21 protein-coding genes are annotated in these 26,225 nt (G+C 73.6%); 14 read left to right on the top strand and 7 right to left on the bottom strand.

The features are described from left to right. Positions 1 to 23 precede the first annotated feature (23 nt). Positions 24 to 647 carry a helix-turn-helix domain-containing protein gene (locus tag AB0G16_RS27590; RefSeq protein WP_362810937.1) on the bottom strand — a complete coding sequence of 208 codons (624 nt, stop codon included), beginning with the start codon at positions 645 to 647 and terminating at the stop codon, positions 24 to 26. Between the two features lie 371 nt (positions 648 to 1,018). Here AB0G16_RS27590 and AB0G16_RS27585 point away from each other — a divergent pair, with 371 nt between their 5' ends. Together AB0G16_RS27585 and AB0G16_RS27580 are read left to right on the top strand one after the other, a co-directional pair. After that, positions 1,019 to 1,711: an HAD family hydrolase gene (locus AB0G16_RS27585; protein ID WP_362810934.1), complete on the top strand. Its 693-nt coding sequence runs from the start codon at positions 1,019 to 1,021 to the stop codon at positions 1,709 to 1,711. Between the two features lie 90 nt (positions 1,712 to 1,801). Further along, positions 1,802 to 2,200, top strand: coding sequence for a cold-shock protein (locus AB0G16_RS27580; protein ID WP_344921876.1), 399 nt, complete (start codon positions 1,802 to 1,804; stop codon positions 2,198 to 2,200). A 105-nt stretch (positions 2,201 to 2,305) separates the two neighbouring features. Here AB0G16_RS27580 and AB0G16_RS27575 read toward each other — a convergent pair whose 3' ends face one another. Then, complete coding sequence (locus AB0G16_RS27575) at positions 2,306 to 3,925, bottom strand: MFS transporter (RefSeq protein ID WP_362810931.1); 1,620 nt, start codon at positions 3,923 to 3,925, stop codon at positions 2,306 to 2,308. Positions 3,926 to 4,106: 181 nt separating this feature from the next. Between AB0G16_RS27575 and AB0G16_RS27570 the strand changes: the two genes are divergently transcribed. Then, entirely contained in the window at positions 4,107 to 4,931 is an 825-nt protein-coding gene (locus tag AB0G16_RS27570) for a DUF3027 domain-containing protein (RefSeq protein ID WP_362810928.1), read from the top strand. 249 nt (positions 4,932 to 5,180) lie between these two features. Continuing rightward, positions 5,181 to 8,495 carry a hypothetical protein gene (locus AB0G16_RS27565; RefSeq protein WP_362810925.1) on the top strand — a complete coding sequence of 1,105 codons (3,315 nt, stop codon included), beginning with the start codon at positions 5,181 to 5,183 and terminating at the stop codon, positions 8,493 to 8,495. Between the two features lie 144 nt (positions 8,496 to 8,639). On the opposite strand, the gene AB0G16_RS27560 is transcribed toward AB0G16_RS27565, so the two are convergent. Beyond that, positions 8,640 to 8,900, bottom strand: a complete 261-nt coding sequence (locus tag AB0G16_RS27560; protein WP_362810922.1) for a DUF2530 domain-containing protein — start codon at positions 8,898 to 8,900, stop codon at positions 8,640 to 8,642. A gap of 203 nt (positions 8,901 to 9,103) precedes the next feature. On the opposite strand from AB0G16_RS27560, the gene AB0G16_RS27555 reads away from it, so the two are divergent. Further along, positions 9,104 to 10,501, top strand: a complete 1,398-nt coding sequence (locus AB0G16_RS27555; protein WP_362810920.1) for an NCS2 family permease — start codon at positions 9,104 to 9,106, stop codon at positions 10,499 to 10,501. Positions 10,502 to 10,665: 164 nt separating this feature from the next. Here the strand turns inward: AB0G16_RS27555 and AB0G16_RS27550 are convergent, their stop codons facing one another. Continuing rightward, positions 10,666 to 11,538: a hypothetical protein gene (locus AB0G16_RS27550; RefSeq protein ID WP_362810918.1), complete on the bottom strand. Its 873-nt coding sequence runs from the start codon at positions 11,536 to 11,538 to the stop codon at positions 10,666 to 10,668. A gap of 96 nt (positions 11,539 to 11,634) precedes the next feature. After that, on the bottom strand, positions 11,635 to 11,919 hold the full coding sequence (locus AB0G16_RS27545; protein ID WP_362810915.1) for a hypothetical protein: 285 nt from the start codon (positions 11,917 to 11,919) through the stop codon (positions 11,635 to 11,637). A 319-nt stretch (positions 11,920 to 12,238) separates the two neighbouring features. Between AB0G16_RS27545 and AB0G16_RS27540 the strand changes: the two genes are divergently transcribed. From AB0G16_RS27540 to thpR, 3 genes are all read left to right on the top strand, one after another. Then, entirely contained in the window at positions 12,239 to 12,700 is a 462-nt protein-coding gene (locus tag AB0G16_RS27540; protein WP_362810912.1) for a MarR family transcriptional regulator, read from the top strand. 173 nt (positions 12,701 to 12,873) lie between these two features. Next, positions 12,874 to 14,115, top strand: coding sequence for an MFS transporter (locus tag AB0G16_RS27535; RefSeq protein ID WP_362810909.1), 1,242 nt, complete (start codon positions 12,874 to 12,876; stop codon positions 14,113 to 14,115). Next, positions 14,072 to 14,809: an RNA 2',3'-cyclic phosphodiesterase gene (thpR, locus tag AB0G16_RS27530; protein WP_362810906.1), complete on the top strand. Its 738-nt coding sequence runs from the start codon at positions 14,072 to 14,074 to the stop codon at positions 14,807 to 14,809. Before AB0G16_RS27535 ends, thpR begins: the two co-directional genes overlap by 44 nt. A gap of 169 nt (positions 14,810 to 14,978) precedes the next feature. Here thpR and AB0G16_RS27525 read toward each other — a convergent pair whose 3' ends face one another. After that, positions 14,979 to 15,947: an aldo/keto reductase gene (locus tag AB0G16_RS27525; protein WP_362810903.1), complete on the bottom strand. Its 969-nt coding sequence runs from the start codon at positions 15,945 to 15,947 to the stop codon at positions 14,979 to 14,981. Between the two features lie 120 nt (positions 15,948 to 16,067). Between AB0G16_RS27525 and AB0G16_RS27520 the strand changes: the two genes are divergently transcribed. Both AB0G16_RS27520 and AB0G16_RS27515 read left to right on the top strand, forming a co-directional pair. Continuing rightward, entirely contained in the window at positions 16,068 to 17,297 is a 1,230-nt protein-coding gene (locus AB0G16_RS27520) for a hypothetical protein (protein ID WP_362810900.1), read from the top strand. A 72-nt stretch (positions 17,298 to 17,369) separates the two neighbouring features. Beyond that, positions 17,370 to 20,798 carry a hypothetical protein gene (locus AB0G16_RS27515; RefSeq protein ID WP_362810897.1) on the top strand — a complete coding sequence of 1,143 codons (3,429 nt, stop codon included), beginning with the start codon at positions 17,370 to 17,372 and terminating at the stop codon, positions 20,796 to 20,798. 105 nt (positions 20,799 to 20,903) lie between these two features. Here the strand turns inward: AB0G16_RS27515 and AB0G16_RS27510 are convergent, their stop codons facing one another. Continuing rightward, a complete protein-coding gene (locus tag AB0G16_RS27510) occupies positions 20,904 to 21,281 on the bottom strand; it encodes an STAS domain-containing protein (RefSeq protein ID WP_362810894.1) in 378 nt (125 codons plus the stop codon). A 376-nt stretch (positions 21,282 to 21,657) separates the two neighbouring features. Here AB0G16_RS27510 and AB0G16_RS27505 point away from each other — a divergent pair, with 376 nt between their 5' ends. From AB0G16_RS27505 to AB0G16_RS27490, 4 genes are all read left to right on the top strand, one after another. After that, positions 21,658 to 22,683 carry an NAD-dependent epimerase/dehydratase family protein gene (locus AB0G16_RS27505; protein ID WP_362810891.1) on the top strand — a complete coding sequence of 342 codons (1,026 nt, stop codon included), beginning with the start codon at positions 21,658 to 21,660 and terminating at the stop codon, positions 22,681 to 22,683. Between the two features lie 155 nt (positions 22,684 to 22,838). Beyond that, entirely contained in the window at positions 22,839 to 24,029 is a 1,191-nt protein-coding gene (gene lhgO, locus AB0G16_RS27500) for an L-2-hydroxyglutarate oxidase (RefSeq protein WP_362810888.1), read from the top strand. Between the two features lie 34 nt (positions 24,030 to 24,063). Next, positions 24,064 to 24,771, top strand: a complete 708-nt coding sequence (locus AB0G16_RS27495) for a response regulator transcription factor (RefSeq protein ID WP_362810885.1) — start codon at positions 24,064 to 24,066, stop codon at positions 24,769 to 24,771. Beyond that, positions 24,771 to 26,153, top strand: coding sequence for a HAMP domain-containing sensor histidine kinase (locus AB0G16_RS27490; RefSeq protein ID WP_362810882.1), 1,383 nt, complete (start codon positions 24,771 to 24,773; stop codon positions 26,151 to 26,153). The genes AB0G16_RS27495 and AB0G16_RS27490 overlap by 1 nt, the downstream gene beginning before the upstream one ends. Positions 26,154 to 26,225: the final 72 nt, after the last annotated feature.

Below are 26,225 nucleotides of genomic sequence, written 5' to 3'. Positions count from 1 at the left end.
CCGCCCAGTCCGTGGCCCACCGCTCAGACGACGCTCCGGGCCGCCGGGCGGGGCAGCAGGCCGAGCGCGAGGCGTACCCAGGCGGAGACGAAGCGATCGCGCTCCGCCCGGCCGGGGGGCTCGCCCACGGTCTCCTGGAACAGCTGGTAGTGCACGACCGCCCCGCCGAGCACGGCCCCGATGGCCTGCCAGTCGGCCTCCACCCCGGCGTACTCGGGCTGGGCGCGGAACCACGTGGTGATCGCGTCGAACATGGGCTGCAGGAGACCCTCGCGCACGGTCGCGACCAGCTCGGGGAACTGGCTCAGGTCGCGGAAGAAGACGCGGGTCAGCTCCCGCTCCTCGCGGACCTTGGCCAGGCCCGCCCTGCACAGGTGTGCCAGCCGCTCCTCGATACCGGTCGAGGTGTCGACGACGCCGAACTCGGCGAGGGTCTCGGCGATCTGCACCCGCGTCCGGGCGGCGTGCTCGTTCATCGCCGCCGCCAGGACCTCGTACTTGGACTTGAAGTGGCGGTAGAGCCCTCCGGCGCCCGGCGACAGCCCCGAGGCGGCCTCGATCTCGGCCACCGAGGTCGCCGCGTAGCCTCGTTCGGCGAACAGGCGCAGGGACTCGTCGATGATCCGCTCGCGCGTCGATCTGGTCATTCTCTGCCGATACCTCCACGGTGACCTTATCCAGTGCCGAGCGCACCGGATCGCGCCGCGCCGGGCGTGCCCGGGGTGAGCGGCCGGCGGGACGGTCGTGTCCGGCAGGGCGCGCCCGCGTCCGGCCGGGTGAGCTCACGTCCGACGGGACGGGCTCGCGTCCGACGGAACGGACGATCATGGATTCGCCGGAGGGGCGCCCGTGGAACCCCCGGAAGGGTGTCATCCGCCTTCGGGATAAGTAAACCCTTTTCCGAAGGGCGACGCGGCGGGGCGCGGTGACGGCAGGATTTGATTGGCCATGTTTAAGGCTATTTGGCATTCTTTGAGGGCTTATCAGAGAACCATCTCCGTGTAGTCGAGAAGGAGCGGTGAGTGACCCCATGAACCCCGTGGACCCCGTGAACCCGGTGAACCCGGTGAACCCGGTGAACCCGATGAACCCGATGAACTCGGTGGGGTTCGACCTCGATCTGACGCTCGCGGACACGCGTGCCGGCATCTCCGCGACCTTCGACGAGGTGGCGGTGCGCACCGGTGTCCGCATCGACACCGCCGCCGTGCTGTCCAGGCTGGGGCCGCCGCTGGAGTGGGAGCTGGCCCACTGGATGCCCGCGGAGGAGGTCCCCGCCGTCGCCGATCTCTACCGGCGGCTGTACGCGTCGATCGCCGTCCCCGTCACCACGCTCATGCCCGGTGCCCGCGAGGCGGTGCTGGCCGTGCGGCGGGCGGGCGGCAGGGTCATCGTGGTGACGGCGAAGAACGTCCGCGACGCGACGCGCACGGTCGAGTTCCTCGGCCTGGAGGTGGACGAGGTCGCCGGATCGCTCTTCGGGACGGCCAAGGGAACGGCCCTCGCGGCGTTCGGCGCCGACGCCTACGTGGGAGATCACGTCGCGGACGTCGACGCGGCGCGGGCGGGGGGTGCCTTCAGCGTGGCGGTGGCGACGGGTCCCTGCTCGAAGGGTGAGTTGCGCGACCACGGAGCCGACGTGGTCCTGGGTGACCTGACCGAGTTCGCCGAATGGTTCGAAGGCTGGAGAACCATACGCGTTCCCGCATAATTCGGGGCTCGATATACGGTCGCTCCCGGCGCCCGCTGGGCATAACCTACTTCCATTCCTTTTCACGACAGTCTGAACGAGGTCACCCCTGTGCCGAGTGGCAAGGTCAAGTGGTACGACGCCGACAAGGGATTCGGCTTCCTCACCCGCGACGACGGCGGCGAGGTCTTCGTGCATTCTTCCGCGCTGCCCTCCGGCGTGGACTCCCTCAAGCCGGGCCAGAAGGTCGAGTTCGGCGTGGCCGAGGGGCGCCGCGGCCAGCAGGCCCTGTCGGTCCGAGTGATCGACCAGCCTCCAACGCTCGCGAAGACCGCCAAGCCCAAGGGCAAGCGCAAGAAGCCCGACGAGATGGTCGTCATCGTGGAGGACCTGATCAAGCTTCTCGACACGGTCTCCACGTCGTACCAGAAGGGCAAGCAGCCCGAGGCCGCGCACGCGAAGAAGATCGCTGCCGTCCTGCGGGCCGTGGCCGACGACCTGGACGACTGACCTCCGGCCGTCCCCCCGGACCACGGCCGACCGGTCACCCGGTCGGCCGTGGCGCGACCGGCCCGGACCGGGCGCGACCGCGGCCGGGCCCGGTCCGGTCGTGGTTCAGCCGTGGGGGTTGGTCAGCGGCCTGGTCCGCTTCTCGGTGGGGGGATCCGTGTGCCGCACCACCGCGGTGGTCGTCCCCGCCGGTCGCGGCCTGCCCCACGCGTCCTGGTGGGCGGAACGCCCCGAGTGCGTGGAGCCGTCCCCGTCCCGGGCGTCGTCCGGCGCGGACGCCGCCGAGGACGAGCCCCGGGCCGCCTCCACCCTGGCCTCCACCTCGCGGACCCGTCCGCGGCGCCGGACCAGCAGCCAGCCGAGCGAGCCCGCCAGCCCCACGGCCATCGCGGCGAGCCCGGCCGACCCGGGGGCGAACAGCGAGAGCCAGAGCCCGACCAGGCCGCCCAGCACCCAGGCGATCTGCAGGAAGGCCTCCACCACGCCGAACGTGGAGGAGCGCACCTCCTCGCCGATCTCACGCTGCACGATCGCGTCCAGCGCGAGCTTGCCGAGCCCCTGGGCGAACGCCGCCACCAGGGCGACGGCGACCGCGCTCCACATCCGGAAGACGACCGCGGCCAGCACGGTGATCGCGGTCGTCACCGCCAGCGTGGCCAGCACGATGACCTGCGGGGAGTGGTTGCGCACCCAGGAGGCCACCGCCGTGCCCGCCAGCCCGCCGGCCCCGGCGGCCACGGCCAGCGCGGCGATCGCCGCCGTCGGCGGCAGGCCGGGCAGGTTCCTGTCCTGGACCAGGAAGAGCAGGTAGAACAGCAGGAAACCGGAGTAGACGCGGACGGCCACGTTGGCGTACATCGCCTCGGCCACCACCGGGCCCACGTTGAGCATGGTCCGCCAGCGGTGCGGCCGGTCCTCCCCCTCCTCGTCCAGGCCCTCCAGGTCGGGGGAGTCGACGTGCCGGGGGAGCCGTACGGCCAGCACGCCCTGGAGCAGGAAGAGCACGGTCGCCCCGCGCAGCACCCACTCGGCGCCCAGCCAGGCACTGGTGCCGGCGCCGATCGGCACCGCGACCCCCGCCGCGACCAGCGCGAACAGGGCGACCCTCGCGTTGGCGGTCACCAGCGCGATGTCGGCGGGCAGCACGCTCGGCATGATCGCCGCCCGGGAGACGTTGTAGGCCTTGGACAGCACCAGCACGGCCAGCGCCGCGGGGAAGATCGTGAAGACGTCGCCGGGGACGATCGCCGCCGCCATCGCGAAGCAGAGCAGGCCACGGCCGAAGAGGGTGCCCGCCATCACGAAGCGCCGCCCGGAGCGGAACCGGTCGAGGACCGGGCCGACGAACGGCGCGACCACCACGAACGGGATCATCGTGATCAGCAGGTAGAGCGCGACCTGGCCGCGTGCCTCGTTGACCGGGAGCTTGAACAGCGTCCCGGCCAGGGCCGCGGTGACCAGGGCGTCGCCCGCGCTGTGCGCCGCGGTCAACTCGATCAGCTGGCCCAGCCCGGTGCGGCCCGCGCCCTGGGCGTGGGTCAGCCGGCGCGCGGCCTGCCCCGCCCGGCGGGTGCCGCCGACCGCGCCCCGGCCCGCCCGCGCCGCCGTGCGGCCGGTACTCCTGCCCGCGCGCACGCTCGCCCGGCCCGCGGCGGAGACCGACCGGCCCACCTGCCGGGAGGCCTCGCCCGCCGCCTGCCGCACCCGCTCCCACCCCGCTGCCACGTATCCAGTCATACCCGAAGGGCGCGTGAGTTGTCCGGTGCGGTTGGTCACTCGCCGGATGATCGGCGGTCCGCGGTGCCGTTCGCTCCGGTCATGGGTGAGAATGAACTGTGAGTGAGCGCAGCGAGCGAGCCAGTAGGGACAGCAGCCGTCGTGCTGCGAGGCTGACGGGAGACGACTCGTGAGCCGGACTCGATCCCGCGCCGTGGTCCCGGACCAGGCGTGCGTCGCGGCCGTCGACCTGGCCCGCGCGGCGGTGGAGGAGAACGTCAAGCCCGAGCAGGTGGGCGACCACCTCGGGGTGGAGGGCGAGGGCGACCGCGTGGTCACCCACTACTTCGCCTGTCTCGACCGCGCCTACCGGGGCTGGCGCTGGGCCGTCACCGTGGCCCGTGCCTCCCGGGCGCGCAACGTGACGGTCAGCGAGGTCGTGCTGCTGCCCGGGGCGGGCGCGTTGATGCCGCCGCAGTGGGTGCCGTGGAGCGACCGGCTCCTGCCCGGCGACCTCGGCGTGGGCGACCTGCTGCCCACCTCCGACGACGACGATCGGCTCGCGCCAGGTTTCACCGAGACCACGGACGAGACCGACCACCAGATGATCTTCGAGTACGGTCTCGGCCGGGCCCGGGTGCTCTCCCCGATCGGCCGTGACCGCGCCGTGCGCCGCTGGCACTCCGGCGAGTCCGGGCCGCACACCCCGCTCGCGCACGCCGCTCCGGCCCAGTGCTCCACCTGCGGTTTCTACTGGCCGCTCGCGGGCGCGCTGCGTACCGGCTTCGGCGTCTGCGCCAACGAGTACGCCCCCGACGACGGGCGGGTGGTCGCCGCCGACCACGGGTGCGGCGCGCACTCCGAGGCCGCGGTGCTGCCGCACCAGGTCGAGCCCGCCTCGCCGATCCTCGACGATCTCTCCTACGACACCGCCGAGAACCCGGAGAACGGACCGGAGCCGGATCTGGCCGGTTCCGTGGACGAGACCGCCTCCGAGCCGCTCGGCCACTCCTGATCCGGCGACCCCGGGTCGCCGGGTGACCCGGCGGCCCGTGACGCCTCCTCCCGGCGTCCCCTTCCGGGCCGCCGCACCGGCGACCGGTTCTGTCGCCGGCGGCCGGTACGCTCCCGGGGTGTCCGGGCCGCCCTTTCCGTCGCGGGGCGCCGGGATCGGGCTCCGGGCGGTGCGGCGCACACCCCCGGACGGCCGGACGACCGGACGTGAGAGACGGCCCACGGGGCCCTGACCTTTGGAAGCATCGCCTTGACTGACATCTTCGGTACCGAACGTCTGCGCTCGGCCGTCCTGGCCGCCTGGACGGCCTCGCCCGCGCGTTTCCGCGAGGACGCCAACGCCGAGGAGGACTTCGCGCTCGGCGGCTACCGTGACCGGCTGATCGTCGAGCTCGCCCAGAACGCCGCGGACGCGGCGCTGCGCGCGGGCGTTCCCGGGCGGCTCCGCCTCTCGCTGCGCGAGGGCGTGCTCTCGGCCGCCAACACCGGCGCCCCGGTGGACGAGGCCGGGATCGAGGGCCTGTCCACGCTGCGCGTCTCGGCCAAGCGGGACGAGACCCGCGCGGCCGGGCGCTTCGGCGTCGGGTTCGCGGCCGTGGTGTCGGTCTGCGACGAGCCGGTGATCGGCTCCCTCGGCTCCGGGGTCGTGCGCTGGTCCCGTGACCAGACCGCCGCCCTGGTGGCGGCCGAGCCCGCGCTGGCCAAGGAGCTCGCCGAGCGCGGCGGGCACGTCCCGCTGCTGCGCCTGCCCTTCCCCGCGGGCCCGGTCGAGATCCCCGCCGGGTTCGACACGCTCGTACGGCTGCCGCTCCGCGACGAGGCCGCCGAGGACGCCGTCCGCGCGATGCTCCGCCAGACCAGCCCCGCGCTGCTGCTGGGCCTGCCCGCGCTGGAGTCGATCGAGGTCGACGTGGACGGGGAGACCAGGACGGTCACCGCGGAGGGCTGGAAGGTCGTCTCCGCCTCGGGGCGGTTCACCCCCGAGCAGGTGACCGAGCTCTTCGCCGACCGCCCGACCGAGGAGCGCTCCCGGCCGCACTGGCTGGTGCGCTGGGCGGTGCCCGTCGCCGCTCCCGGGCCCGCCACCGGTTCCGGCTCCGGCGCGGCGGGCGGGGAGCCGATGCCGCTGCCCGCCCTGGTGCCGCCGGTGGTACACGCGCCCACGCCGAGCGACGAGCCGCTGGACCTGCCCGCGCTGCTGATCGCCTCGTTCCCGATGGCCACCGACCGCCGGCACGTGGCGCCGGGGCCGCTGGCCGACTTCCTGGTCGAGCGCGCGGCCGACACGTACCTGGAGCTCCTCGCGGAGCTGCCCCGTACGCCCAGGCTGCTCGACCTCGTCCCCGGCCTGATGGGCAAGGGCGAGCTCGACGCCCGCATCCGCCGTGCCGTCCTGCGCAGACTCCCGGACGCGCCGCTTCTCCCCGCCCTCTCCCCGCCCGCGGACCCCGCGAGCTCCCCGGACTCCGCCCTGCTCGCGGACTTCGGCCTCACCGACCCCGGCGTGTCCGCGGCCGAGACCGGGCCTACGTCCAGGCCCGCGTCCGGGGGCGCCTTCGGGGGCGCCGCCGGGGGCGCGGCCCCGGCCGCCTCGCACGCCCCCTCCGGAGCCGCGCCCGCCGGCTCGCCGGTCCCCGGGGAGGGCCTGGTCGTCTCCGGGCGGCAGGCCTCCGTGGTGGCGGCGCCCGCGGAGCTGCTGGACAGGGTCGCCCCCATGATCCCCGGGCTGCTGCCCGCGGGGTGGCCGTCCCGGCATCCGGCGATCACCGCCCTCGGGGTCAGGAGGGTGCAGCTCTCCGACATCGTGGACATGCTCTCCGGTGACGCCGTCAAGGACAGGGACCCGGCCTGGTGGCGGTCGCTGTACGAGGTGCTGCCCGCCGACGACCCCGAGGCGCTCGGCGCGCTGCCGGTCCCGCTCGCCGACGGCCGCCTGGTCAGGGGGCCGCGCGGCACCCTGCTGCTCGCCGGCGGCGCCGGTGGCGCCGGTGGCGCGGCACTGGACCCGGCCGTCCTGGCCCCCCTGGGGCTGCGCGTGGTGCACCCGGACGCCGCCCACCCGCTCCTGCTGCGGCTCGGCGCGGGCGAGGCCACCCCCCGTACGGTCCTGGAGGATCCGCTGACCCGCTCCGCCGTGTCGGAGTCCCTGGACAGTCCCGACCCCGAGCCGGTGGGCCGGGCGGTGCTCGCGCTGGTCGACGCCGCCGGGCTGGCCCCCGGTGACGCGCCCTGGCTGGCGGAGCTGGCGCTGCGCGGTGCCGACGGAGAGCTGTACCCGGCGGGTGAGCTGCTGCTGGCCGACGGCTCGCTGGCCGGGCTGCTCGACGAGGAGACGCACTTCGGCACGGCCGCGCCCGAGCTGGTGGAGCGGTACGGTCCCCGGGTGCTCGCCGCGACCGGGGTGCTCGACGGCTTCGCGGTGGTCAACGACGCCGACGTCATGATCGACCCGGACGAGTGCGACCACGACCTGGACCGCGAGGACGAGTGGCTGGAGACCGTCCTCGACCTGCTGCCCGAGATGGACGTCCCGCCGGTCGCCCGGGAGTTCTCGGCCGTACGCGACCTGGAGTACGTCGCCGACTGGCCGGCCGCCCTGGCGCTGCTGTCGCGCCCGCCGCTCCGCTCGGTCCTGCACCCCCTGCGGGTCCTGGTGGCGGGGGAGGTCGTGGAGGTGCCCTCCTACACCGCGTGGTGGCTCTCCACGCACCCGGTGCTGGGCGGCAGGCGCCCCACCCAGCTCAGGCTCCCCGCCGGCGACCCGCTGCTCTTCGGCCTGTACGGGGACGCCCCGCCGCTCGTCGACGAGGCCGCGCTGGCGATGATCGGCGTCCGCAGCACCCTGGCCGACCTGCTCGCCTCGCACGGCGGGCCCGACGAACTGCTCGACCTGCTCGGCGATCCGTCCGTGGAGGTCGACCGCGCCCAGCTCCGCTCCCTGTGGGTGGCGCTCGCCGCCGTCGACCCCTCCCGCGTCGCGCCCCCGCGCTCGATCCGCGCCGTCCTGGAGGGCGAGGTCGTCGTGGTGGACGCCGAGGACGGCCGCCCGCTCCCCTCCGGCTCGGATCCCGGTTCCGGTTCCGTCTCGGGTCCGGGTCCCGGCCGGGGGGACGGGGCCGGTCCGGCGGGGGAGCCGGTCGTGGTCGAGGCGCCGGACCTGCTGCCGCTCGTCGCGACCAGGCCGCTCGTCCTGGCCCCGTTCGACCTGGCCGAGGCCCTGTCGGAGCTGCTCGACCTGCCGCTGGCGGGGGAGGAGGCCGCGGGTGAGGTGACGTCCTCGGGCGAGACCCGCGAGGTCCCGCCCGCGGTGCGGTCGCTGCTGCCGGGCGCGCCCGCGAGCTACGTGGAGCACGAGAGGCTGCTGGTGGACGGCGTCCCCGCCGCCTGGCGGTTCTTCGAGGGCACGGTGCACGCCTCGGGTGTGGAGGGCCTGGCGCGGGGGCTCGCCTGGGCGTCCGGCCAGTGGGGTGACCGGCTCGCGGTGGCGGCGCTGCTCAGGGACCCGGCGGCGGTGCCGCTGCTGCTGGCCGAGGCCGACCTGGACAGCTGGACCGCCTCCACCTAGCGGCCGGCGGGGCCGGACGGCTCCGGCACCGGCTCCGTGGGGCTCTGCGGGACTCCGCGGGACTCCGCGGGACTCTGTGGGGCTCCGCGGGGCTCCGCGGGATCGCCGCGGCGGTGCCGCGGAGCCCGGCGGGACCGGGCGGTCCTACAGGATCGCCGTGGTCGGCTCGATCGGTTCCTCGGACGAGGGCGGCCGGCGGCGGTCACGGCGGCGTACGAACCACATGCCGAACAGGCCGCCGCAGATGCCCGAGACGCACGTCCAGATCCACCAGCGCTGCCCGGGGTCGGGCTGCACGACCAGGAGCACGATCAGGGCGACGGCCCACAGGACCGTGCCCACGAGGATCGTGAGCGTGTCGTTGGTCCTCAACGGCTGCAGCTCCGGAGGGTGTGGCTGGTTCACGCCATCCAGACTAGGTGATGGCATCTCACTGTTCGCAAAACGGATTACGTCAAGGCGCGAATCCGTCTCGAAACCATCACCATCGGTGGCCGGTACTTCCCTGAAGGGGAGGTGAATGTCACTCTGCGTGAGTGAAAGATGTCCTACCTTCCCGAAGCAGTGGACTTGACCGTTTCTTTTTCATCTCCGACCGGGGTTCCACGGTGGGCCGGGAGGTGCGCGGCGGGTTCGCCACGTTCTTCACGATGGCCTACATCGTCGTGCTCAACCCCTTGATCATCGCGACCGTGAAGGACGCCGAGGGACAGTTCATCGGCGACGGGAGCACGCCGAACATCCCGCTCGTCGCGGCCGGCACCGCCCTGGTGGCGGGTCTGCTCAGCATCCTGATGGGGGTCATCGGCAAGGTCCCCTTCGCGATGGCCGCCGGTCTCGGCCTGAACGCTTTCGTCACCTACGGCATCGCCTCCCAGATGTCCTGGGAGTCGGCGATGGGGCTGGTGTTCCTGGAAGGCGTGATCATCGCGTTCCTGGTGCTCACCGGGTTCCGTACCGCCGTGTTCAACGCCATCCCACCCCAGCTCAAGACCGCGATCAGCGTCGGCATCGGCCTGTTCATCGCCCTGATCGGCTTCGTGGACGCCGGTTTCGTCCGGCGCGTGGCGGCCGGGCCGCCGCTGGAGCTGGGCATCGCCGGCTCGCTGGCGAGCTGGCCCATCTTCGTCTTCGTCTTCGGCCTGCTGCTGATCGTGGTGCTGGTGGCGCGCAGGACCAGGGGTGCCATCCTGATCGGCATCCTGGCCACCACCGTCCTCGCCATCGTCGTGGAGGCGGTCGCCAAGGTCGGGGCCTCGACGGTGCCGGGCCGGCCCCCCAACCCGTCGGGCTGGCAGCTCGTCGTCCCCCGGCTGCCCGAGCAGGTCTTCGGGTTCAACAACCCGCTGGTGCTGTTCCGGGAGTTCGACCCCTTCGGCGCCTTCGGCTCCGTCTCGGCCATCCTGGCGCTGCTGCTCATCTTCAGCCTGCTGATCACCGACTTCTTCGACACCATGGGCACGATCGTGGGCGTCGGCGGACAGGCCGGGCTGCTGCGCGCGGACGGCAGCCTGCCCAGGACGCGGGAGATCCTCCTCGTCGACTCGATCGGCGCGGCGGCCGGAGGCGCGGCCTCGGTCTCCTCCAACACCACCTACATCGAGTCGGCCGCCGGCGTGGGCGAGGGCGCGCGCACCGGCCTGGCCAGCGTCGTCACCGGCGTGCTCTTCCTGCTGGCGATCTTCATCTCGCCACTCGTCGCGGTGGTCCCGTACGAGGCGGCCGCGCCCGCTCTGGTCGTGGTCGGCTTCCTGATGATGACCGCCATCCGTGAGATCGACTTCAGCGACTACGGGATCGCCATCCCGGCGTTCCTGACGATCGTCCTCATGCCGTTCACGTACTCGATCGCGACCGGTATCGGGGCGGGCTTCGTCACCTACGTGCTGATCAAGGCCGTCACGGGCAGGGCCCGCGAGGTCCACCCGCTGATGTGGATCGTCGCGGGGCTGTTCGTGATCTACTTCGCCCTCGGCCCGATCAGGACGCTGCTCAACCTCGCCTGAGCGGTGCCCCGGAGGCCGTCACGGCGACGATGAGGACCGTCATGGTGACCGGTGGAGGCCGTCACGGCGACGGTGGAGACGATCGCCGTGACGGTCTTCGTCCGCGCCGGGGACCGATCACCCTGACGGCCCCCGTTCGCGCAGGACCGACGATCGTCCCTCGCTCACCTCCCGCGTCCGCGGTAGGCGGTGAGCACCCGCAGGGCCCGCAGCGTCTCGACCCCCCGGTACTCGAGGGTGGCGGCCGCGCCCGGCGGCTCCCAGGTGATGGCCCATCCCCCGTCCGGCTGCTGGTCGTTCACCAGGCGGTCGAGGTGGCCCTCGATCACGTCGTCGGCGAACAGGCGGCGCCAGCGGCTGCCGGGGGTGGGGGCCAGGTGCAGCGGGGTGACGCCGTAGGACGGGTCCGCGGGGTCGGCCCGGTACCACGTCAGCTCGGGGAGCCACGCCCCCACCCGCTCGGCGACGGCCTCGGCCCGATCGCGATCGGGGACGTGCTCGAGGAACACCATCGTCTCGGACATGGCGTGGGCGTCGCCGGGAAAGCCCTTCTCCAGCGCCGCCCAGCACCGGTCGGTGGCCCGGGTGAGCCAGGGATGGTCCACCTTCATCAGGTGGAGCAGCCCGGCCAGGCCCGCGGTGGGGTTCAGGCCCGGCGCGTACGTCCAGTCGGACCAGTGCCCGGCCCTCGGGTAACCCTCCATGACCGGCAGGGACAGGGACACCGCCCCGTCCGGCGCGCTGACCGTCACCAGCCAGTCGCACGCGCGCGTGACCAGGTCCCCGTCGGGCGGGCAGCCGGCGGCCGCCAGCGCCTGGAAGGCGGCCTCCACGTCGATGGGCAGGCTGTCGGGACAGCGCTTGTCGGGTTCGAGGCCGTGGCCGAAGCCGCCGTCGGGGTTCCGGTAGCCGCGCAGGGAGTCGATGACCCCGTCGGCGGGCGCTCCCTCGAAGAGGGTGGCGAACAGCCGCCGTTCGAGCAGGCGTCCCTCGCGGAGGATGAAATCCCGGGCGGCGTCGAAGATGTCGTCACGCATGACGCCCATACTGGCCCGGGGCGGGACCGGCCGTCTTGAACGAATCGGACACGTGCCACCCCGGGCCGGGTGATCCGGCCGGGGCCGGGGCCGGGGTCAGGCGACGAAGTCGCTGCCCATCTTGATCTCCTCGTTGCCGATGAGCAGGTGGTAGTGGGTGCGCACGCCCTGCTCGACACGGACCTTGAAGGCCCTGCCGTCGGGAAGGGTGCCGTCCAGGTGGTCGCCGAGGAACGTCGTCTCGGCGTCCTGGGCCTGACCGTCGACGAACAGGCGGTGATGGTTGCCGACCCCGCGGCCGGTCTTGCTCTCCACGGCGATGGTGTGCCCGTCGTAGACCATTTCGGCGCGTCCCTGGAAGAGCGTCTCCTTGATTCCCATATCGATCATCCTTTCCCGTTCTGCGGAAGTGGCCGGGCGGCTACCCCGCAGCCGGGGAAGGTAACCGGCCGAGCGGGAGGCGCCCCGGGGTGAACCGGCCGGGACGGTCCGGGACGGCCTTGTCGGGACGGTCTCCTCGGGCGGTTTCCTCCGGGGGGCGCGTCCCGGGAGTGGAGGCCGGGCCGCCGGGGTGGCGGGTGCTCCGGGGCGAAGGTTTGGCGAACCCTCACCCGTCTGGGACGCTGTACGGCCCGCGCCGAGCAGTGCCCCCTGGAGGGAATCCCGTGCATCCCTATATAGTTAGCGAAGGTAATGACTTATGCTAACGAATCTTCCCAGGAAGGACCGCGTCGCCAGCCTGCGCAGCGACGCCGGTCTGGCTTCGGCGCTGCGCGTGTCCCTGGCACGGCTGACCAGACGCCTGCGCAGGCAGGCCGCGGTGCACTCGCTGACGCCCACGCAGCTCGCGACGCTCGCCACGGTGGAGCGAAACTCCGGGATAACCCCCGGCGAGCTGGCCGACCTCGAGAAGGTGCAGCCGCCCTCGATGACCCGCGTGATCGCCGCGCTGGCCGACCGGGGGCTGGTGTCGCGTACGCCGCACCCGACCGACCGGCGTCAGGTGAGCGTGAGCGTGACCGAGGAGGGCTCGACCCTGCTCGGGGAGGAACGGCGGCTCAAGGACGCCTGGTTGACGCAGCGCCTGAAGGAGCTGACCCCCGAGGAGAGGGCCACGCTCCGGCAGGCGGCTCCGATACTGGAGAAGCTCAGCCGGATCTAGCCGACCCCGAGGAACCGGCGGGCCCACCGGCCCCGGCCGCCACGACCGCCGCCACGGCACCCACGGCACCCACGGCCGCCCCGGTGACCCCGGGCGCCACGTCGGCGGGCGGGAACCGGACGACCCGGAACGGGACCGCCCAGGCCGCGGACGCGCCCGGGACACGGGGCGGGATGTTCCGCTCCCTGCGCATCCACAACTACCGGCTGTTCGCCGCCGGAGGCGTGGTCTCCAACGTCGGCACCTGGATGCAGCGCACCGCTCAGGACTGGCTGGTGCTCGACCTGACGAACGGCAACGCCACCGCGCTGGGCGTGACCGTCGCGCTGCAGTTCCTGCCGCTGATGCTGTTCGGGCTGTGGGGCGGCGTGCTGGCCGACCGCTACCCCAAGCGGCGCCTGCTGCTGGTCGCCCAGTCCCTCATGGGCCTGCTGGCGCTCACCATGGGCGTGCTCACGGTGACCGGCTCGGCGCAGGTCTGGCAGGTGTACGTGATGGCGTTCTCGGTCGGCCTGCTGGCCTGCGTCGAGGTCCCGACCCGCCAGGCGTTCGTCGTCGAGATCGTCGGCCGCGAGGACCTGCCGAACGCGATCGCGCTGAACTCGTCCAGCTTCAACCTCGCCCGCGTGGTCGGCCCGGCCGTCGCCGGCGTCCTGATCCACGCGCTCGGCGGCACCGGCCCCATCTTCATGATCAACGCGCTCTCGTTCGTCGCCGTGATCAGCGGCCTGCTGCTGATGCGCACCCGCGAGCTGACCGCGTCCGAGCCGGTGCCCAGGGGCAAGGGGCAGCTCCGCGAGGGGGTGCGGTACGTCATGGGCCGGCCCGAGCTGCTCATGCCGATCCTGCTGCTCGGCTTCGTCTCGCTGTTCACCCAGTCGTTCTCGATGTCGATCGCGCTCATGTCCAGGGAGGTCTTCCGGGCGGGCGCGTCCTCGTTCGGCATCGCCTCCAGCATGTTCGCGGTGGGCGCGCTGGCCGGGGGGCTGATGGCGGCGCGCAGGGTGCGACCCAGCAGGCGGCTGCTGATCGCCGGGGCCGTCTCGTTCGGCCTGTTCCAGATCGCCAGCGGACTGGCCCCCTGGTACCCCCTCTACCTGGTGCTGCTGGTGCCCGCCGGAATAGCGTTGATCTCGGTGAACACCGCTGCCAACGCCAGCGTGCAGATGGCCACCTCGCCGGAGATGCGTGGCCGGGTGATGGGCATCTACGTGCTCGTCTTCACCGGTGGCGCCCCGCTGGGCGCGCCACTGCTCGGCTGGATCTCCGAGCTGGGCGGCCCCCGCGCCGGGGTCACGGTGGGCGGGACGCTCACCCTCGTGGGCGTCGGCGCGGCGATGCTACTGACGAAGGTGATCAGCAGGAGGTCCCGTGCGGCTGTTCGTGGGGTTGACGCCACCACCGCCGGTGCGTGACGAACTCGTCCGCGCGCTGGAGTCCTCCCGGGCGTGGTGGCCCGTGCTCCGCCGGGTGGACCCGGTGAACTGGCACGTGACGCTGTCGTTCCTGGGAGAGGTGCCCGACGGGGCGCTGCCCGGGCTGCGGTCGCGGCTCGGTGACGCCGTCGCGGGCCACGAGCCGATGACGCTGTCGTTCACCGGCGCCGGCGCGTTCCCGTCGGCGGACGGGGCACGGGTCTTCTGGACCGGGGTGGACGGCGACCGCTCACGGCTCGCACGCCTGGCCGCATCCGTGGAGGACGCGGCTCAGGTGGATCACGGGTCTCGGGTGGATCGCGACCCTCGCGACCCTCACGGGGCCGGAGCGGGGCTGGTCGGGTCCGGAGCGGGGCTGGACGGGTCCGCGGGCGCCGGAGCGGGCGGGAAAGCGGGGCGGGCCGGGGCTTCGAGGGCGGGGGCGAGAGCCGGGACGGGCCGGGCCGGCCGGCGGTTCACCCCTCATCTCACCCTGGCCAGATGCCGTCCCGGTACGGACGTGCGGGGGCTCGTCGAGGAGTTCGCGCCGTTCTCCGGCACCGCCTGGGAGGCCGCCACCGTCCACCTGATGCGGAGCGACGCCGGGGCCGCGCTCCGCCGGGGGGACGAGGTCCGCTACGAGAGCGTGGCGCAATGGTGTCTGACGGCGCGGGCACACCGCGGGCAGAGCTAGGCTCCAGGGCGTGGATCGTCCCAGTCGCTGGCTTCTGCCCACGGTGCTCGTCGTGCTCGTGCTCCTCGTGGTGGTCGGCGCCCTCGTCTCCTAGCCGCCCCGCCTCACGCCGCCTTCCGCCGTCCGGAACCGTCTCGTGGCGCCGGCCGGCGGGCTTTCCGGCGGTCTGTCACCAGGCGTAGTGCTCGGGGGCCGTCCTGAAACCGGGGAAGATCTCGTCCAGCCGGGCCAGCGCCTTCTCGTCCAGGTCGACCTCCAGCGCCTTCACGGTGCCGTCGAGCTGGTCGATCGTGCGCGGGCCGATGATCGGCGCGGTGACGACCCTCTGGTGGAGCAGCCAGGCGAGCGCCAGGTGGGCGGGGTCCACGCTGAGCTCGTCCGCGAACGCCTCGTAGGCCTCCACCTTGTCGCGGTGCTTCTCCAGCTCCGACGCCATCTGCGGGGTGGCGGAACGGCCCTTGTCGATCTTCCGCAGGATGCCGCCGAGCAGGCCGCCGGCGAGCGGGCTCCACGGGATCAGCCCGAGACCGTAGTCCTCGGCCGCCGGGATCACCTCGAGCTCGGGAGCCCTGACCAGCAGGTTGTAGTGGGACTGCTCGGAGACCAGGCCGAGGGTGTTGCGGCGCCGGGCCTCCTCCTGGGCCTTGGCGATGTGCCAGCCCGCGAAGTTGGACGACCCCACGTACAGGATCTTGCCCTGCTGCTTGAGGACGTCCATGGCCTCCCAGAACTCCTCGAACGGGGTGTTCCGGTCGACGTGGTGTGCCTGGTAGAGGTCGATGTAGTCGGTCTGCATCCGCTTCAGCGACGCGTCGGCGGCCCGGCGGATGTTGAGGGCGGACAGGCGCCCGTCGTTGGGCCAGTCGCCCATGTCCCCGTAGAGCTTGGTGGCGATCACCGTCTTCTCGCGGCGCCCGCCTCCCTTGGCGAACCACCGGCCGATGATGTTCTCGGTGACTCCCTCGCCCTTCTTCCAGCCGTAGACGTTGGCCGTGTCGAAGAAGTTGATCCCCAGATCGTGGGCATGATCCATGATCGCGAAGGAGTCCTCCTCCGAGGTCTGGGGACCGAAGTTCATCGTGCCGAGGCAGAGACGACTGACCTTCAGGCCTGTACGGCCGAGCTGCGTGTAATCCATGACTCCCACATTAGGTACCTGGAGTGCACTCCAGGCGAGCGGGGGCACGGGGGAAATCCGCGCCGGTGCGGCCCGTCGCGTCGGTGACGTCCACCGCGGCCGCCGGGGCATGATGGCTGCATGCTGAACAAGCCGGGGGATGTCGTGGTTCGCGTGCTCGCGGTGGCCGGCGTGATCGCGTCCCTGGTCTTCGCCGGTCAGGGGGCGCGAGCCGGTACGGAGCGGGCCGCCGGGGGCACGGCGGGGAACGCCCCGGGCGGTACCGCGAAGAACGCGGTGGGGAGCGCCGTGGAGAACACCGCGGGAAGCGCCGTGGAGAACACCGTGGGAGGCGCCGCCGGGCACGCCGCGACGTGGGGGCCGGGACGGGTCTCGCCGGTGGACGACAGGGGACGGCTCCTCTTCCGTTTCAGGGACGAGCGGATCACCGAGTCGAGCGGCCTGGCGGTCTCGCCGACCCACGACGGCGTCTACTACACCCACAACGACAGCTCCGCGGGCCCGGTCTTCTTCGCCGTCGGTCCCGGGGGACGGACCCGCGCGACCTTCACGCTGCGGGGCGCGGCCTCCCGCGACTGGGAGGGCATGGCCGCCTCGACGGACCCGCGTACCGGGCGGGGGGTGCTCTGGTTCGCCGACATCGGCGACAACTTCGAGGGGGCCTGGCCCGACGTCTCGGTGTACCGGGTGGAGGAGCCCACCGCGCTCGCCGACGCCGTCGTACCGGCCGTGCGCTACCGGTTCCGATACGAGGACGGCGGGCACAACGCCGAGGGGATCATGGTGCATCCCCGTACCGGGCGCCTCTACGTCGTGACCAAGCAGTTCGCCGGAGCCGTCTACCAGGCCCCGAAGCGGTTGCGGACCGACCGCGTCAACGTGCTCCGCGAGGCCGGCCCCGCGCCCATCATGGCCACCGACGCCGCCTACGCCCCCGACGGGTCGAGCTTCGTGATCCGCACCTACTTCTCCGCCACGGTCTACCGCGCCCCCGGGCAGCAGATCGCCCGGGTGACCATGCCGGACCTGGAGCAGGCCGAGTCGATCACCTATACGCGTGACGGCAGGAGCCTGCTGACCGGCACCGAGGGCACCCGCAGCCCGGTCTACCAGGTGCCGTTGCCCGAGACGGTCCTCGGCACGGCGACCCCGGGTCCCCCCTCCGCGTCGCGGCGGGCGGTTCCGACGTCGCCGCCCGGCCCCGCCGCCCCCCTGGAGGCGACGGCGGTGGCCGGCAGGGAGAGCGACGACGCCGACGCCGGGGTGCCGACCTCGTCGGTGCTCCTCTGGCTGGCCGTCGCTGCGGGAGCCACGGGAGTGATCGCGTTGATCGCCCGTATCACCCGCTGACGGGGGTACTCAGACGCGATTGAGTAGTCCCGCGCAAGCGCGTCGCAAGGCGTCTCCGCCATCCTGCACATCATGGACGAAATCCCGGCTCCCGCGCCCGGCCGCCCGCCGGTGCGGGTGTACTGCCCCGAGTGCGCCGCCCCCCTCGCCGGGACGTACGAGCGCTGCCCGCGCTGTGAGCTGCCGCTGCGAGGGCCGGTCGCCACCGAGCTGTGGCGGCTGGACCGGGAACTGGAGGGCCTGCGCGCCCGCGAGTCCGGGCTCCTCGCCCGCCGGGCCCACCTGCTCGGCCTGCTCGGCGCCGAACGGACCCGCCTGGCGCGGGCCGGCCAGGCGGTGCCTCCGGTGCCCCCGGCGAGCCCGGCGAGCCCGGCGAGCCCGGCGAGCCCGGAACCCTCCCCGGCCGCCACGTCCACCCCCGCCCCCGTCTCCGCGCTCACCCCCGCGCCCGCTACCTCCGCCCCCACCCCCGCGGCCGCCGCCCCCGTGCCCGCGCCCGCGTCCGGGGCGCCGAAGGAGGTCTCCCCCCGGGCGGTGCAGAACCTGCTGCTCGGCCTCGGCGGCCTGCTGCTGGTCGTCGCCGCCGTGGTGTTCACGGTGGTGAGCTGGGGGAGCATGGGCCTCGGCGGGCGGGCGACGGTTCTCGCCGTGGTGACCGGGCTGGCCTTCGCCGCCCCGGTGCTCCTGGTGAGACGCGGTCTCGTCACCACCGCCGAGACCATCGCGATGTTCGGTGTCGCCCTGCTGTTCCTGGACGGGTACGCGGCCAGGCACACGGGGCTCGCCGGGGCCGACACGCTCACCGGGCCCCACTACGCCGCCCTGCTGTTCACCCTGGTCGCCCTCGTGATGGCGGGGTACTCGCGGCTCCTCCCGCTGCGGCTGCCGCTCCCCGTCGCGGTCGTGATCGCCCAGTTCCCGCTCTCGCTCCTGGCCTTCGACGAGACGGCGCTGTGGATCACCGCCGCCCTCGCCGCCACGGCCGCCGCCGACGCGGCCCTCCTGATCCGCGGCGCCGCACACCGGAGCCCCGCCGCCGCGGCCCGCCCCCGAGGCGCGCCCAGGAGGACGGTCGCGGTCTGCTTCGGCGTGCTCTGGGGGCTGGGGGTCTGCCACGGCACCCTGTCCGTCCTCCTGCAGCAGTTGCTCGGCCAGGTCGACGGCGTCGCGATCTCCGCCCTCCGGGGCGCCCTGCTGGTCGTGCTGGCCGTGACCGGGCTGGCGGTCGCGCGCCGGGTACGGCAGGGCGGCCGTCTCATGGACCTCACCGCCTTCTCCGCGCTGACCCTCACCGTGGGCCTGGCGTCGCCTCTGCGGGCACTGCTCCCGTACACCTGGGAGGTCGTCCCCTACACCGCGGCGGCCCTGGCCACCGTGGTGGTCATGCTCCGCGCGCCCGGTCTGGACGGGCCGCGGATCCGCTCGATCGGCGCCGTCTCCGGCGGGGTGCTGGCGGTGGTCACCGCGCTCCCGTTCGCGGACGCGGTGGCCTTCACCCTGCTCGCCCGCTGGGAGTACGCCCGCTGGGGCGCGCCGGGCTTCGCCGACGCCGGGCTGATCGCGCCCTTCCCGCAGTTCCCGGTCGTGGCCGGGGCGCTGGCCCTCGCCGCGGCGTGGGCGGCCGTCCGGGGGCGGCGCCGCATGGGATTCGCGGCGCTCGCGGCGGGGACGCTCGCCGTGGCCGCCGCCCCCGTCGCCTTCGGCTGGGGTCACCGGGTGGACCTGGTGGTCCTGCCGGCGCTGGCCGTCGCGCTCGTGGCCGCGCTGGCCCTGTCCACGCGGCGGCGGTGGGCCTGGGCCCTCGCCCTCGCGGCCGGGGCGGTGTCGGCCGAGGCGCTGGCGACCGCGCTCAGCGGCCGGGCGACCACCTACGCGGTGCTCGCCGTCCTGCTCGTCGCCTGGGGGGTGGCCGCCTACACCGCCAGGGTGCGACCCGTGGCGGCGTTCTCGCTGGTCATGGGGGTGCTCTCGGCGACGGGCCTGATCTGGGCGGTCCCGGCCGGAGCGGGGTGGACGAGCGTGGGGGACGGGCTCTCCCTCTCGCTGGGGGCCGGCGCGGTGCTGGCCGTCCTCCTCGTGCCGCCCGTCCTCGTGCCGCTCGTCACGCCCCCGGGGAACCCGGCCGGAGACGATCCGCGACGCCTGGCCGGGCTGGTGCTGAGCGGGGCGCTGGCCCTCCTCGCGGTCCTCTCCGCCGCGCCGGCCCTCACCGCGATCGGCGAGCTCCATCGCCCGCTCCTGCGACCCTGGGCCGTGGTGGCCGGACCGGGGGGCCGCCATCCGCTGCTCGTGACGGTGGTGGTCCTCGTCGCGGTGGCGGCGGTGCTGGTCTCGTGGCAGGTGGCACGCCGTCCGGGAGCGCTGAGGGCGGCGTTGCTCGCCTGGCCCCCGGTCCTGGTGTCGCTGCCGATCTCGGCCGCCCTGCCGTACGGGGTCGAGGTGGCGTTGTTCGTCGCGGGCGTGGTCCCACCGGCGTGGGCGGCGGCGCGCAGCCGCGCCGCCTGGGCCTTCGGCGGGGTGGCCGCGCTCTGGATCGCCTTCGTCGCGGTCTCCTGGGCCCTGATGAGCCGGACCGCCACGCTGGTCGTCCTCCCGCTGGTGGCCGCGGTCGCCGTGGCGGTGGCTCTCGGGAGCCGGGCGGGCGTGACCCCGGGCGATCGGGCGGGCGTGACCCCCGGGAGCCGGGCGGGTGCGGTCGCGCCGGTCGCGGCGGGGGTGGCGACGCTGCTGGTGGGCGGCGAGGCGCTGGCGGCCGTGCTGGCGCTGGAGCGGCCGGTGCGGTACGCGGCGTTCGGCCTGCTCGCCGTGGCCTGCGCGGCCGCCGTCCTGGCGGGCCGGTTCCGGCGGGCGTCGTACGCGGCCGGCGTGGAGACGGCCGGGTACGTGCTGGTGGTCGTCGCCCTGCCGCTCGCCTCGGCCGACCTGCCGACGGCGAGCCTGGCCTGTGCCGTCGCGGGCGTGCTGACGGCCGGGACCGCGCTGCGGCCCGACCGGCGGTGGGCCGGATACGTGGGGACGGGATTCCTGCTGGTGGCCTCCTGGCTGCGGCTGCTCGCCTCCGACGTCACCGTGATCGAGGCCTACACGGTGCCGTTCTCGCTGGTGCTGCTGGTGATCGGCTTCCTGCGGGCGCGCCGTTCGGAGACCTCCTCCTGGGTGGCCTACGGCCCGGGGCTCGCCTCCAGCCTGGTGCCCTCCCTGCTCGCGCTCCTGGGGGGCTCGGGCTGGCTCCGGCCGCTGCTGCTCGGCGGGGTCTCGCTGGCCGTGCTGCTGGTCGGCGCCCGGTCCCGGCTCCAGGCCCCGGCGGTGCTCGGCGGGCTGGGCCTGGCGGTCGTCGCCCTGCACGAACTGGCCCCGTGGATCGGGCAGATGGTCGCGCTGGTGCCCCGGTGGGTGCCGATGGCGCTGGGCGGTCTGCTGCTCGTGGCCGTCGGCGCGACCTACGAGGCCCGCCTGGGGGACGTGCGGCGCCTGCGCGCGTCCCTGGGCCGGATGCGCTGACCCACGGCCGTCCGCGTCCCCTTCCCCTTCCCCGTCCCTTTCCGTGTCCCCGCCCGGCCCCGGCCCCGATGGCCGTCCCCGGGCCGCACCCGTCCCCGGCGGTCCTCAGCCCGGGGACTGCAGGCCGCGGCTCCTGGCGTGGCCGAGGGAGACGGTCACGTCCTCGTCGACGGGGAACCAGTCGTACAGGCCGGTCACCCGCAACAGGCGTTCGAGGACCGCGGAGATCCCGGCGAGGCGGAGCCATCCGCCCGCCTCCGAGGTCACGCGTGCGCCGCTGAGGAGCACCCTCAGCCCGGTGGAGTCGCAGAAGCTGATGTCCTCGGCGTCGATGACGATCCGGGTGTGCCGGTCGGAGACCAGCCGCTCGATGGCCGCCCTCAGCAGCACGCTGGAATTGCGGTCGATGTCGCCGTGGACGGTGATCACGGCGCAGCCGGTGTGCTCGTGGTGGTCGACGCCGATGGAGAGTTCTCTGCTCATCGCCTCGCATCTCCACCCGGGGAACGGTCAAAATCCGGCCTGATCAAGGTATACCCCGCTCAGGCGCCCGCTTGGGCGACGGACCGGAGACATGTGCGTAACGGCGCGTGCACCCAGAGGTGACCCCGCCCCCGGGGACCGGCATGCCACCCCGGGGCCGGCGGGGAACACTCCGGGGCCGATACGGAGCACTCCCGGGACCGGTGGGGCGCGCGTTCCCCGTCGAAGGTGAATGACCGCATCGCGATTTACTGCCCGGACATATTCGCGTATTCCTTGACCGTGCCATACGGATTTCCCGCAATGGACAATGACGGTTAAGAACGGTGCCGGTCATCCCTTCTCTTCCGGTGAGGATTGCCGCTAACTTGCGAACATGCGCGTTCTGGTAACCGGAGCATCGGGTTTCGTCGGCTCGCACGCGGTCCCCGGCCTTCTCGCCGACGGGCACGAGCCGCTGCTCCTCGTACGCGATCCGGAGAAAACGCGCACCGTGCTGGCCTGCCTCGGGGTGAAGGAACCCGTCGCCCTGCACCGGGCCGATATCCGCGACGCCGCGGCCGTACGGGACGGGCTGGAGGGCTGCGACGCGGTCATTCACGCCGCCGCGGAAATCGGGATCGCCGGCCGCGCGGACGACCTGGACGGCACGAATGTGACCGGAGCGAAGAATGTCCTCGGCCAGGCCGTCGAACTCGGTCTCGACCCCGTCGTGCACGTCTCCAGCATCGGTGTCTTCGTTCCCCCGTCCGGGCCGGTGATCACGACCGAGAGCCCGCTCTCCACGCCGAGGAACGGGTACGGCAGGAGCAAGATCTCCGCCGAGCGCTACGCCCGGGGCCTCCAGGAGCGGGGGATGCCGGTCACGATCGTCTACCCGTCCGGGGTCGCCGGACCGTGCCAGCCCTCGCTGGACGCGCTCATGGAGGGCCTGCGCGCCGGCCTGGAGCAGGGCTGGCCGATCACCGAGGGCGGCGTCAACATCGTCGACGTGCGGGACCTGGCCGTCGTGCTCGCCCGCTGCCTCGAACCGGGGCTGGGCCCGCGCCGGTTCATGCTCGGCGGGCACTACCTCACCTGGGCGCGGCTCGCCGACGTCTGCGACGAGGTGACCGGGAACCGCTGCCGCAGGTTCAGGATCCACCGGTCGGTGCTGCGCGGCGCCGCCGCCGTGGGGGACGCGATGAAGCTGATCAAGGAGATCGACTACCCGCTGACCAGGGACGCCGTCGAGATGATGGTCACGATGGTCCGCACGTACGACACCCCGACCCTGGAGGCGCTGGGCGTGGGCCTGCGCCCGGTCCACGAGACCGTCGCCGACGCGCTGTGCTGGCTCGCCCAGGAGGGGCATCTCGACCCCGGCAGGGTCGGCAGGCTGGCCGGTAGTGTCACCCGATGACCGCCGGAGACCGACGCCCCTCGCGGATCGGTGACCGCCGGAGACCGATGACCGCCGAGGGCCGATGAACGCCGGAGATCGGTGACCCTCGAAGACCGACGATCGTCAAGGGCCGGTGACCGTCGGAGACCGGTGACCGCCGGAAGGAGGCCGCGATGAACCTCGGGATCGTCGGAGGGGGGATCGTCGGGCTGGCCGTGGCCAGGCAGGCGGCGCTGACCCACGGCGCCACGGTGACCGTCCTCGACAAGGAGGACCGCGTCGGCGCCCACCAGACCGGGCACAACAGCGGCGTCGTGCACGCCGGGATCTACTACCGCCCGGGCTCGCTCAAGGCCCGCCTCTGCCGGGAGGGTGTCGCGCTGCTGCGGGAGTACTGCGCCGAGCACGGCCTGCCGTACGACGAGGTCGGCAAGCTCGTCGTGGCCTCCACCGCGGCCGAGCGGCCCGCGCTGCGCGAGATCGCCGGGCGGGCCCGCGCGAACGGGGTGCCCGGCATCGCGGAGCTGGACGCGCTGGCGCTTCGCGACGTCGAGCCGCACGTCGTCGGCACCGGCGCGGTGCACTCCCCCCGCACCGCGATCACCGACTTCCCCGCGGTCGCCCGCCGCCTGGCCGAGGACGTACGGCAGGGCGGCGGCTCGGTGCTGCTCTCGCACCCGGTGCGGTCCGTCCGGGAGACCGCGGGCGGGGTGCGCGTCGTGGCCGGCGAGCGGAGCCTGACCTTCGACCGGCTGATCGTCTGCGCCGGGCTCGGCACCGACGCCGTCGCGCGGATGGCCGGGGCGCCCGGAGACGTGCGGATCGTCCCCTTCCGCGGGGAGTACTACGCGCTGGCCGGTAAGGCGAGGGAGCTGGTCCGCGGGCTCGTCTACCCGGTCCCCGACCCCCGCTACCCCTTCCTGGGCGTGCACCTGACCCGCAGGATCGACGGCGAGGTGCTGGTCGGGCCCAACGCGGTCATGGCCCTGGCGCTGGAGGGCTACACCTGGCGGGACGTCGACCCGTCCGAGCTGGCCCGGATCCTGGCCTGGCCGGGCACCCGGCGGCTGGCCGCCGAGCACTGGCGGACCGGCGTCAGGGAGGTGGCCGGTTCGATCGGCGTCAGGTCGTTCCTGAGGGCCGCGCGCCGCTACGTACCCGCCCTGACCGGCGACGATCTGGTCAGGACCGCCGGGGGCGTGCGCGCGCAGGCGGTGGACGCGCGCGGCGGCATGCTGGACGACTTCTCGATCGACGTGCACGGCCGTGTCGTCCTCGTACGGAACGCCCCCTCACCGGCGGCCACCTCCAGCCTGGCGATAGCACGGCACATCGTGGGGTTAACCTCGATATCGACCAGTTGACTGCTTTCCCATATGGGCCGGTGAGGATGGAACGGTGACCGATTCGCCCGAGGCCCGCCTGCTGATCGTCGAGGACGAGCCGAACATCCTCGAACTTCTCGCCGCGAGCCTGAGGTTCGCCGGGTTCGGCGTCAACACGGCGGGCAACGGCGCGGACGCCGTCGCGGCCGTGCAACGCCACCGCCCCGACCTCATCGTGCTCGACGTGATGCTGCCCGACATGGACGGCTTCGACGTCGTACGGCGCCTGCGCGGCGGCGGGAGCGACACCCCGGTGGTCTTCCTCACCGCCCGCGACGCCACCGAGGACAAGATCCGGGGACTGACCATGGGCGGTGACGACTACGTGACCAAGCCCTTCAGCCTGGAGGAGGTCGTGGCCCGGATCCGGGCCGTGCTGCGCCGTACCTCCTCGGGGGACCTGCCGCCCAGGCCGTCCCGGCTGACCTTCGCCGACGTCGAGCTGGACGAGGAGAGCCACGAGGTCTGGCGCGAGGGCAGGGCGGTGGCGCTGTCGCCGACGGAGTTCAAGCTGCTGCGCTACTTCATGGTCAACGCCGGGCGGGTGCTGTCCAAGGCCCAGATCCTCGACCACGTGTGGGACTACGACTTCCGGGGCGACGTCGGGATCGTGGAGTCCTACGTCTCGGTCCTCCGCCGCAAGATCGACAACGTCGACCCCCGGTTGATCCACACGCTGCGCGGGGTCGGGTACGTGCTGCGCCTGCCGCCGGGACCGTGATGCTCGACACGACCCCGCTGCGGGTGAAGCTGATCGCGATCGTCCTGATCCTGCTGACGATCGCGCTGACGCTCATCGGGATCGGCAGCGTCTCGATCATGCGCGGCTACCTGATCGACCGCGTCGACGCCCAGACCGTCCTCATCGCCGACACCGCGCTGCGCCGGATCCGCCGGGGGGTCCCGCCGATCGGCAAGCCGCTCCCCCCCGACGCGAAGCTGGAGCTGCGCGACGGGAACGGCCGGGTCCGCACCACCTTCAGCGGGGCCGACGTGGAGGGCAGGCCGGGACCCGAGGTGGCGCCGGGCCAGGGGGCGCGGCCGTTCGACAGCGGCGACTGGCGGGCCCGCTCGATCCCGACGGGGGACGGCGGGAGCGTCGTCGCGGCCGTGGACATGAGCGAGGTGCGGCAGATCGTCGGCCAGCTCGCCTTGGTGGAGGTGCTCGGCGGGAGCGGCCTGGTGCTGATGCTCGCCGGAGCCGGGGTCCTGATCATCCGCAGGAGCCTGCGCCCGCTGGAGGAGATCGAGCGGACCGCCGAGGCCATCGCCGCGGGCGACCTGAGCCGCCGCGTCCCCGACGCGGACCCGCGTACCGAGGTGGGCCGGCTGGGCCGTTCGCTCAACGGCATGCTCGCCCAGATCGAGGCGGCCTTCCGGGCCCGGTCGGAGTCGGAGTCCTCGGCCCGCAGGTCGGAGGAGCGCATGCGCAGGTTCGTCGCGGACGCCTCGCACGAGCTCCGCACCCCGCTGACCTCGATCCGGGGCTTCGCGGAGTTCTACCGGCAGGCGCCCGGCATCGACGCCGCGCCGCTGATGCGCAGGGTGGAGTCCGAGGCGGTCCGGATGGGCCTGCTCGTCGACGACCTGCTGATGCTCGCCCGGATGGACCAGCAGCGGCCGATGGTCATGCGCCCGGTCGACCTGCTCGCCATCGCCGCCGACGCCGTCCACGACGCCCGCATCCTCGCCCCCGGGCGCGAGGTCGGGCTCTCGGTGGACGGTTCGGCGCTCATCGTCTCCGGGGACGAGGTACGGCTCCGCCAGGTCGTGGGCAACCTCATGACCAACGCGCTCACCCACACCCCGGACGGCACCCCGGTGCGGGTGGCGCTCCGCGGCGAGGACGGCATGGCCGTCATCGAGGTGGCCGACGAGGGGCCGGGCCTCACCTCCGAGCAGCGCGAGCGCGTCTTCGAGCGGTTCTACCGCGCCGACTCCGCCCGGGGACGGCGCGCCCCCGAGGACGGCGGCAGCGGCCTGGGGCTGGCGATCGTGTCCGCGATGGTCGAGGCGCACGGCGGCGACGTCGCGGTGGAGTCCGAGCCGGGCAAGGGGGCGACGTTCCGGGTGTTCCTCCCCCTGGCCTCCGAGACCGGCTGACCCCTGGTCTCCGGGATCGGCTGACCCCTGGTCTCCGGGATCGGCTGACCCCTGGTCTCCGGGATCGGCTGA

Origin of the sequence: Streptosporangium sp. NPDC023615 (assembly GCF_040640155.1) — a bacterium.
In the GTDB taxonomy this organism is placed as follows: domain Bacteria; phylum Actinomycetota; class Actinomycetes; order Streptosporangiales; family Streptosporangiaceae; genus Streptosporangium.
The sequence above is the reverse complement of the archived record's forward strand: the minus strand, read 5'-3'. Positions and strand labels throughout refer to the sequence as shown.

What these genes read in the sequence shown, in the direction of transcription:
- AB0G16_RS27490 (WP_362810882.1), top strand. Translation starts at nt 24,771, where the DNA reads ATGCTCGACACGACCCCGCTGCGGGTGAAGCTGATCGCGATCGTCCTG.
- AB0G16_RS27545 (WP_362810915.1), bottom strand. Translation starts at nt 11,919, where the DNA reads ATGGGAATCAAGGAGACGCTCTTCCAGGGACGCGCCGAAATGGTCTAC.
- AB0G16_RS27515 (WP_362810897.1), top strand. Translation starts at nt 17,370, where the DNA reads ATGGACGAAATCCCGGCTCCCGCGCCCGGCCGCCCGCCGGTGCGGGTG.
- lhgO (WP_362810888.1), top strand. Translation starts at nt 22,839, where the DNA reads ATGAACCTCGGGATCGTCGGAGGGGGGATCGTCGGGCTGGCCGTGGCC.
- AB0G16_RS27590 (WP_362810937.1), bottom strand. Translation starts at nt 647, where the DNA reads ATGACCAGATCGACGCGCGAGCGGATCATCGACGAGTCCCTGCGCCTG.
- AB0G16_RS27520 (WP_362810900.1), top strand. Translation starts at nt 16,068, where the DNA reads ATGCTGAACAAGCCGGGGGATGTCGTGGTTCGCGTGCTCGCGGTGGCC.
- AB0G16_RS27535 (WP_362810909.1), top strand. Translation starts at nt 12,874, where the DNA reads ATGTTCCGCTCCCTGCGCATCCACAACTACCGGCTGTTCGCCGCCGGA.
- AB0G16_RS27510 (WP_362810894.1), bottom strand. Translation starts at nt 21,281, where the DNA reads ATGAGCAGAGAACTCTCCATCGGCGTCGACCACCACGAGCACACCGGC.
- AB0G16_RS27540 (WP_362810912.1), top strand. Translation starts at nt 12,239, where the DNA reads ATGCTAACGAATCTTCCCAGGAAGGACCGCGTCGCCAGCCTGCGCAGC.
- AB0G16_RS27505 (WP_362810891.1), top strand. Translation starts at nt 21,658, where the DNA reads ATGCGCGTTCTGGTAACCGGAGCATCGGGTTTCGTCGGCTCGCACGCG.
- AB0G16_RS27550 (WP_362810918.1), bottom strand. Translation starts at nt 11,538, where the DNA reads ATGCGTGACGACATCTTCGACGCCGCCCGGGATTTCATCCTCCGCGAG.
- AB0G16_RS27525 (WP_362810903.1), bottom strand. Translation starts at nt 15,947, where the DNA reads ATGGATTACACGCAGCTCGGCCGTACAGGCCTGAAGGTCAGTCGTCTC.